6 protein-coding genes and 1 pseudogene are annotated in these 8522 nt (G+C 61.2%); 6 read left to right on the top strand and 1 reads right to left on the bottom strand.

The window, feature by feature from the left end:
• From AB5Y92_RS04680 to AB5Y92_RS04655, 6 genes and pseudogenes are all read left to right on the top strand, one after another.
• Nucleotides 1-650 (top strand): annotated as a pseudogene (locus AB5Y92_RS04680) (NADH-quinone oxidoreductase subunit L); the annotation flags it as partial.
• Nucleotides 651-748: 98 nt separating this feature from the next.
• Nucleotides 749-2293 carry an NADH-quinone oxidoreductase subunit M gene (nuoM, locus tag AB5Y92_RS04675; RefSeq protein WP_368225774.1) on the top strand — a complete coding sequence of 515 codons (1545 nt, stop codon included), beginning with the start codon at nt 749-751 and terminating at the stop codon, nt 2291-2293.
• Nucleotides 2290-3753 (top strand): NADH-quinone oxidoreductase subunit NuoN, encoded by a 1464-nt coding sequence (gene nuoN / locus AB5Y92_RS04670; protein ID WP_075115877.1) that lies wholly within the window; start codon nt 2290-2292, stop codon nt 3751-3753. Before nuoM ends, nuoN begins: the two co-directional genes overlap by 4 nt.
• Nucleotides 3754-3985: 232 nt before the next feature.
• Complete coding sequence (locus AB5Y92_RS04665; RefSeq protein WP_368225771.1) at nt 3986-5122, top strand: FIST C-terminal domain-containing protein; 1137 nt, start codon at nt 3986-3988, stop codon at nt 5120-5122.
• Nucleotides 5119-6576, top strand: coding sequence for an HD domain-containing phosphohydrolase (locus AB5Y92_RS04660; RefSeq protein WP_368225769.1), 1458 nt, complete (start codon nt 5119-5121; stop codon nt 6574-6576). The genes AB5Y92_RS04665 and AB5Y92_RS04660 overlap by 4 nt, the downstream gene beginning before the upstream one ends.
• A gap of 1 nt (nt 6577) precedes the next feature.
• Complete coding sequence (locus AB5Y92_RS04655) at nt 6578-8122, top strand: HD domain-containing phosphohydrolase (RefSeq protein WP_368225767.1); 1545 nt, start codon at nt 6578-6580, stop codon at nt 8120-8122.
• Nucleotides 8123-8185: 63 nt separating this feature from the next.
• On the opposite strand, the gene AB5Y92_RS04650 is transcribed toward AB5Y92_RS04655, so the two are convergent.
• Nucleotides 8186-8522 (bottom strand): phosphoribosylformylglycinamidine synthase subunit PurQ (locus AB5Y92_RS04650; RefSeq protein ID WP_368225765.1); only part of this gene is annotated, 337 nt, incomplete at its 5' end.

The following is an 8522-nucleotide window of genomic DNA, read 5'->3' as shown; positions in this document are numbered from 1 at the left end:
GTAAGGACGCCATCCTGTGGCAAGTAGAAGCCTCTGGCCAAAGCGCGCTGCTGTGGGCAGGTCTGGTAGGGGCATTCCTCACCTCGCTCTACACATTCCGGCTGATCTTTATCGCCTTCCATGGCAAAGAGCAGACCAAAGCCCATGCGGGCCACGGTCTGGCTCACCATCTGCCGCTGCTGGTATTGCTGGTGCTATCCACCGGCATAGGCGCGCTGATCACCCCGCCACTGGCAGGTGTGCTGCCGGCAGGCCCGGGTGATCATATCGAAGAGGGTCGCCATGCGCTGGAGATCACCTCCGGCATCATCGCCATTGCTGGCATCGCGCTGGCCGCGTTTCTGTTCCTTGGTGAACGTCGTCTGGCCACCTCCATTGCCAACAGCGCCCCGGGCCATCTGCTCAGCACCCTCTGGTTCAACGCCTGGGGCTTTGACTGGCTCTATGACCAGCTGTGGGTCAAACCCTATCTGCTGGCGACCCGGCTGCTGGCCCGCGACCCGCTGGACTGGATGATGGGCCTGCCCGCCTGGTTTGCCCTGCGTGGCAACCAGCTGTTGGCCTGGACCGTGACCGGCAAGTTGCGCTGGTATGCCGCCTCCATGGGGATCGGCGCCGTGCTGGTGCTGGCGCTGTTGCTGCTGGGGTAACGCGATGAATAACCGGACAATCATACAGCCAGGCTGTTTGCTCTCCCTGATGGAACAGGGAGCACAATCTCATATGAACTTGAACGAGAGCTGATACCGTGACCTTACTCTGGATCTTGCTAATTCCTTTTATCGGCGGCTTGCTCTGCTGGCAGATGGAGCGTCTCGGCGTGCAGTTTGTCCGCTGGGTAGCCCTGCTCTCCATGAGCGCCAGCCTGCTGCTCTCCTGTGCCATCTGGCTAAGTGGTGACTTCTCCCTTGCCACGACCGGCCTCGACAGCGCGGGAGTCTCTGGTGCTGCCTCCGCCTGGGCCGCCGAGTGGCGCCTGCCGTGGATCCCCCGCTTCGGCATCTCTTTGCATCTGGCGGTGGATGGCCTGTCGCTCTTGATGGTGATCCTCACCTGCTTTATCGGGGTACTGGCCATTCTCTGTTCGTGGAAAGAGATCGTGCAGCGCATCGGCTTCTTCCACCTCAACCTGCTCTGGATCTTGGGCGGCGTGCTCGGGGTCTTTATGGCGCTGGACCTGTTCCTCTTCTTCTTCTTCTGGGAGATGATGCTGGTCCCCATGTACTTCCTGATTGCGCTCTGGGGCCACTCGGTCACTGACGGCAAATCACGGATCAACGCCGCGACCAAGTTCTTCATCTACACCCAGGTGAGCGGCCTTATCATGCTGGTGGCCATCATCGGGCTGGTGCTGACCCACCAGCATGCCACCGGAGTCTTCACCTTCAACTATCTGGAGCTGCTCAATACACCGATGAGCAAGGGCGTTCAGTGGCTGCTGATGCTGGGATTCTTTATCGCCTTCGCGGTCAAGATGCCACTGGTGCCGCTGCACGGTTGGCTGCCGGATGCCCACAGTCAGGCGCCGACCGCAGGTTCGGTGGATCTAGCCGGTATTTTGCTCAAAACCGCCGCCTACGGTCTGCTGCGTTTTGCCTTGCCGCTCTTCCCCGAGGCCTCAGCCGAATTTGCTCCCTACGCCATGGTGCTTGGCCTGATCGGGATCGTGTATGGCGCCATAGTGGCCTTTGCCCAGACCGACATCAAACGGCTGGTAGCCTACACCAGCATCTCCCACATGGGCTTTGTGATGATCGCCATCTACTCGGGTAGCGAGCTGGCCCTGCAGGGCGCCGTGGTGCAGATGATCGCCCACGGTCTCTCGGCTGCCGGCCTCTTTATCCTCTGCGGTCAGCTCTACGAGCGGTTGCACACCCGGGATCTGCGCCAGATGGGCGGCCTGTGGGGACGCCTGCGCTATCTGCCCGGTGTGATGCTCTTCTTCTCGGTGGCGTCACTTGGCATGCCGGGCACCGGCAACTTTGTCGGCGAGTTCCTGATCCTGGTCGGCAGCTTCCAGGTTGCCCCTGTCATCACGGCAGTCGCCACCTTCGGTCTGGTGCTGGCCTCGGTCTACTCTCTCATCATGCTGCAGCGTGCCTGCTTTGGCCCCGCCAAGGATGAGAGCATGCTCAAGGGACTGGATCGCCGCGAGCTGACCATGATGATGGTGATCGCGGGCCTGCTGGTTCTGCTTGGCCTCTATCCCCAACCCGTGATTGACACCGCCAGCAGCAGCCTTATCAACGTGCTGCACTGGTATCTGCTGCCGACTGCTGGAGCCCTGCAATGACTTTCTCCGCTTCCCAACTGCTGGCACTGCTTCCCCTGCTGTTGACCACCGGGGCCATGGCAGCCCTGATGCTGGCCATCGCCTGGCGCCGCTGTGTCACCACCGCCTTTACCGTGACCATTGTTGGCCTCAACCTTGCTCTGTTCTCGCTGCCCATCGTGATGGCGCAAGGGGATCAGGGGGTCACCCCGCTGCTGCAAGTTGACAGTTACGCCGTCTTCTACATGGGACTGGTGCTCATCGGCGCCCTGGCCACCTGCACCTTCGGTCAATCGTGGCTGAAAGCCTACCCGGACAACCGGGAGGAGTTCTTCCTGCTGCTGTTGATCGCCACCGCTGGTGGTCTGGTGCTGGCCTGCTCTCGTCACCTCGCCTCTCTCTTTATCGGGATCGAGATGCTGACCCTGCCGATGTTCGGTCTGGTGGGTTACGCCTACCGCGAGCGCCACTCGCTGGAAGCGGCGGTGAAATACATGGTGCTCTCTGCCGCCGCCACCGCCTTCCTGTTGTTTGGCATGGCGCTGCTCTATGCGCAGGCAGGCAGCCTGAGCTTTGCAGCCCTGGGGCAGACCCTGGCCGAGAGCCCGGCTCACCATCCGCTGCTGATGGGCGGTTTGGGGTTAATGCTGGTCGGCTTTGCCTTTAAATTGTCGCTCGCCCCCTTCCACCTCTGGACCCCGGATGTCTACGAAGGTGCCCCGGCACCGGTCGCCACCTTCCTCGCCACCGTCAGCAAGGTGGCGGTCTTTGCCGTGCTGCTGCGCTTCTATCTGGCGGTACCGGCGGCGAGCGATCCCATGATCCACTGGCTGCTGGCAGCCATGGCGGTCATCTCCATCCTGGTCGGCAACCTGCTGGCCCTGGTGCAGACCAACGTCAAACGGATGCTGGGTTACTCCTCCATCTCCCACTTCGGTTACCTGCTGGCGGTGATCGTGGCGAGCCGATTCGGCCAGATGCCGGTGGAAGCAGCCGGGGTCTACCTGCTGATGTATCTGTTCACCAGCCTGGGTGCCTTTGGGGTGGTGAGCATGATGTCGAGCCCCTATCGTGGCAAGGATGCCGACTCCCTGCACAGCTATCGTGGTCTGTTCTGGAAGCGTCCTTACCTCACTGCCGTACTGACGGTGATGATGCTCTCCTTGGCGGGCATCCCGATGACCCTCGGCTTCATCGGCAAGTTCTACCTCATCGGCGTCACCGTCGAGGCGCAGCTCTGGTGGCTATCCGGTGCCATCGTGCTCGGCAGCGCACTGGGTCTCTACTACTACCTCAAGGTGATGGTGACCCTCTATCTGCGCGAACCGGGTATGCAGCAGCGCGATGCCAGCGCCGACTGGGCGCTCTCCTCCGGTGGTGTGGTAGTGCTGCTCTCTGCAGTGCTGGTGGTGTTGCTGGGGCTCTATCCCCAGCCGGTCATCAGCCTGGTACAAGGGTTTCAGCACGTGGTGTTGCAGTAACCTTTACCGTCGCTCCCCCTCATTACCCGCAAAACCGGCAGCCTTGGCTGCCGGTTTTCTATTTCCGGCCCGACAGCATCGCGCACTCCACAGGCCAGCAAATGACAGATCAGTCAGCGAGGGTGATGCCCATCATGGTTTTTGCCATACAACCAGAACCGGGCGAGATCCTCATACCCTCTTGAATTCCTTATTGATATATTGGTTATATTCTGGAATGGAGTTCAGATTGATGAAGCAACACTACGTTTGCCAATTTAACCCGACAGAACTGGCCGCCACGCTGGCACCCTTGCAAGGAGGCAAGCTGACCATACTGCTGGCCGAACAGGATTGCGCGCAGGTTCCCCTGTTGCAGCAGTTGTGCCGCGACTTCAACATCGCCCTGGATGGCGCCATTTTCCCCCAGCTGATCGGTGCGCAAGGATTGTTGCCGCAGGGTGCCTGGCTACTGCCCAGAGCCAACCCCTATCACGCCACACTGCAGCCTCTGACACCGCAGGCCAGCGCAGCATCCCTTGCCCACCGGATTGCGGAACAGGTGGAGAGCATGCTGGCCACCTGGCCAACCCCTTCGCCGCCACCAACCCTGTTTCTGACCTTCGACAACCTCATTCCCAATATCGCCTCCATTCTGGATGCGCTTTATCTGCAACTGGCCAATCGCGTCAACTATGCCGGCGCCAACGCAGGCAGCGGCAGCTTCACCCCCCTTGCCTGCCTGTTCGACAATCAACGGCAACTTGCCTACGGGGTCAACTGCACGCTGCTGCCCAGCAACAGCTTTCCTTTTCTGGAACATGGTTACCAGCTCTCGGCCCAACCGATGCTGGCCACCAGCAGTGAAGCGAACAAGATTGCCTACATCGATTGGCAACCGGCCTTTCAAAAATATCAGGGGCTGATCAGCCAGCAATTCCAGCACACTATGGTGCGCGAGGAACTCTACCGTTTCGTGGTGCACATGCCACTGGGCCTGCTGCGGGCCAACGGGGATGTGATTGTCAGGATCCCCGTCGATGCAAACGATGACGGCGCCCTGCTCTGCGCCGGCGAGGTCGCAGAGCACAGCATCCTCACCCTGCTGAAGGCGCCAGAGAGTGCCACCGAACATGCCTGCTCACTGGCCAGGCGCCTCAACCAGCAACAAACCCTCACCCGGGCACACTTGTTGGAGGTCTACTACTGCGCAGGACGCCAGCTGCACTTCGACCAGCAGACGGTGACCGAGCTGCACACCCTGTTGACCCACTCGGGGGCCGGCGATCTGGCAGGAGCCCTCTCCCTTGGCGAAATTGGCAGCGTGCGCCATGGGGATTACCCCCAATTTCATAACGGCGCCATTCTCTGTAACGGGGCATTGATATGAACAACGACCACGCCATGGCCATCGTCTGCGATCTGGCGCTCTGCATCGGACGTGAAGTCACGCTGGATGCGCTGCTCACCAAGGTACTGCAACGTTTTATGCATCACTGCGCCACGCCGGTTGGCGCGGTATTGCAGCAACAACGGGAGGGATACAAGCTGCTCAAGGTGATCGGCGACGAGCAGCTGCGCCAGCACACCGGCACCACCCTGACCCTGCCTGGGTGGGTCAGCGAGGAGGAGCACTGCCTGCTGCAACAGACGCTCCCCCTGCCGGGCAGCCGCCCCTACCAGTTTGCCTATCGGCTCAAGGTTGAAGGGGGTTATCTCATCTTGCTGCTCGCCCCCCAGCCACATCAGCAGATCGTACCGGTCTGCCATCTGTTCAGCCCGGTGCTCGGCAACCTGGCCCGCGCCATTTCCCTCTGCAAAGACAGCGAGCTGCTCGCCCTGCGTCAGCAGGCCGAACTGAAGGATCTGAAACACTTCAACGAATCCCTGCTCAAGGCCATCCCGATCCCGGTGTTCTACAAAGATATCGAGGGGCGGTTTCTGGGCTGCAACCAGGCCTTCAATCAGGTGATCGGCATCGGCAAGGAGGCGCTGCTGGGTCGGCGGGTCGAGGAGCTGCTGCCAGTCGGGCTTGCCGAGGCCTACAGCATGCGGGAAGCCGAGTTGCTGCGAAGTCGCCAGCCCCAGTGCATCGAACAGCAGTTGCATGACCGCAATGGCATGCGCTATCAGGTCATCTGTTTCAAGGATCTCTTCTATGACCATCAGGGGATGGTTGCCGGCATCATCGGCACCCTGGTCGACATCACCCGCCTCAAGGAGAGCGAGCGTCACCAGCGTGAGCTGCTGTTCCAGACCATCAGTGCCCTCGCCAGCGCCATCAGCCACAAGGATCGCAACAGTGCGGGCCATGAGCTGAGGGTGCGCGATTTGGCACTGGCCATCGGGCAGGCCATGCAACTGCGGCAAGAGCGGCTGGATGCGCTGGGACTGGCGGCCATGGTGCACAATATTGGCCTGCTGCAGATCCCCACCGAGATCATCACTCGCCCCCGTGAATTGCGGCCGGTGGAGTTCGAACTGATCAAGCAGCACCCCCAGGCCGGCCACGATATTCTCAAACAGATCGACTTCCCCTGGCCCATCGCCACCATAGTGCTACAGCACCACGAAAACCTCGATGGCAGCGGCTATCCGCAGGGGCTGGCGGGCAACGCCATTACCCTGGAGGCGCGCATTATCCGGGTGGCCGACTCGCTGATCGCCATGACCTCCCATCGCCCGTTCCGCCGGGCCATGCCCCTGAGTGACGCCTTTGCCGAACTGACCCGCTATGCCGGGATCCATTACGATGAAAAAGTGGTCAACAGCTGTATCGTGCTCTGGCAGACCGGCTACCACTTCGGCCCTCCCATCAGTCAACTTGCAGACAAGGCGGGATAAGATGTCAGAACTCCTCACCTCCTGTGCACTCCCCCACCCACTGACCGATGTGCTCCCCTCCTCGGCGCTGTTGCTAACCCAAGTGATGGATCAGCTTCCCTATCGGGTGCTGCTCAAAGACACCCGATTCAGCTACATCGCGGGCAACCGCCTGCTGGCGGCGGATCTCGCCCTCTCACCAGAGGCACTGGTGGGCAAGAATGACTGCGACTTCTTTCCCCCCGAACTGGTACAACGCTATCGGGAGGATGACGCCCGAGTCATGCGCGAGGGAATACACCAGCACATCGAAGAGCCCTATCTGAAGGGGGGAGAAGCCCGCTGGCTCAGCACCACCAAGTTTCCCCTGCGTGATGAGGCGGGGAGTATCGTGGGGGTCGGCGTCTTCTTCGAAGACATTACCGAGCAGAAGTGGCAGCAGGAGAAACTGCAACAGTACACATGGACCCAGCAGGCGATCAGCCGCGCCCACCACGCCCTGCTCAAACCGGGCGATGAGCCGCAACTGCTGCAGGATATCTGCGATGCCATCGCCGTCGATGACCGTTTTCCGCTGGTCGCAGTGCTGCAAGGCCAGCCCGAACTCGCTCAACCGCCGAGGATCGTGGCACAGGCAGGCAGTGCCGATGCATCGGAACAAACGCTGTGGTTGAACGATAAGGCCCTCACCCAGGCCATCCTCCACCAGCGGCGTCTCAATCAGGTGATCTTCCACGAGCGGCCCCATACCGGCCGCCACCCGTTGCACTCCCGCCTGCTGATCCCCTTGCCACTGCAGGAGGATCTGGCCGGTGCGCTGATCATTCACAGCGACCAGCCACGGCTGTTCAGCCAGGAGGAGGAGCAACTTTTTATCCAGCTGACCGACTACCTCGCCTACGGCCTGCAGGCGCGCCATACCCAGCAGGCTTATCTGCGCTCGCAACAGGAGAAGATCTTCCATGCCCGCCAGCTGGAGCTGGCACTGGAAGATGCGCTGGGTGCCATCGCCGCCGTGCTGGAGCAGCGCGATCCCTATACCGCTGGCCATCAGAAACATGTGGCCAAACTGGCCCAAGCCATCGGCCGGGAGCTCAGGCTGGAAGAGAAGCGACTGCGAGGGATCTATCTGGGCGCCATGGTGCACGATATCGGCAAGATCCAGGTACCGGCTGAAATTCTCACCAAACCGGAGCGCCTCACGCCGCTGGAGTTCGAGCTGGTCAAGGAGCACCCCGCCATCGGCTATCTGGTGCTCAAGGATATCGACTTCCCCTGGCCCATCGCCCGGATGATCCACCAGCACCACGAGTATCTCGATGGCTCCGGCTATCCGCAGGGGCTCAAGGGAGATGAAATCCTGCTGGAGGCCCGCATCCTCACCGTTGCCGATATCGTCGAATCCATGTCCTCGGATCGCCCCTATCGCGCCGCCCTCGGCATTCCCCAGGCCCGTGAGCAGATCATCCAGATGCGCGGCCATCAGCTCGATGCGGATGTGGTGGATGCCTGTCTGCGGATCCTCGACCGGGGAGACTTTATCCCCCAACCGCTCGGCAAGCCGTAACGACACGGATAAAAAACCGGCCAATTGGCCGGTTTCTGTTTTTATGCGCTGGTGCTGTCTCTATTAACCCAGACGAACTCGGGCGTTGCGGAACATCCGCATCCAGGCACCGTCCTCGCCCCAGTTGTCGGGGTGCCAGGAGTTGGCCACGGTGCGGAACACCCGCTCCGGGTGCGGCATCATGATGGTGGCTCGGCCATCGGTGGTGGTCACGGCGGTGATACCATCCGGCGAGCCGTTCGGGTTGGCCGGGTACTGCTCGGTCACGCTGCCGCGGTTGTCGACAAAACGCAGCCCTACCAGACCGCTCTGCTGCAGTGCGCTCAGGTGAGCGGCATCGCGCACCTCGACACGCCCTTCCCCGTGGGAAACGGCAATGGGCATCACGGAGCCTGCCATG

The organism is Aeromonas sp. R1-1, assembly GCF_040908495.1.
GTDB classification, from domain to species: domain Bacteria; phylum Pseudomonadota; class Gammaproteobacteria; order Enterobacterales; family Aeromonadaceae; genus Aeromonas; species Aeromonas veronii.
The sequence above is the reverse complement of the archived record's forward strand: the minus strand, read 5'-3'. Positions and strand labels throughout refer to the sequence as shown.

What these genes read in the sequence shown, in the direction of transcription:
- AB5Y92_RS04655 (WP_368225767.1), top strand. Translation starts at nt 6,578, where the DNA reads ATGTCAGAACTCCTCACCTCCTGTGCACTCCCCCACCCACTGACCGAT.
- nuoN (WP_075115877.1), top strand. Translation starts at nt 2,290, where the DNA reads ATGACTTTCTCCGCTTCCCAACTGCTGGCACTGCTTCCCCTGCTGTTG.
- AB5Y92_RS04660 (WP_368225769.1), top strand. Translation starts at nt 5,119, where the DNA reads ATGAACAACGACCACGCCATGGCCATCGTCTGCGATCTGGCGCTCTGC.
- AB5Y92_RS04665 (WP_368225771.1), top strand. Translation starts at nt 3,986, where the DNA reads ATGAAGCAACACTACGTTTGCCAATTTAACCCGACAGAACTGGCCGCC.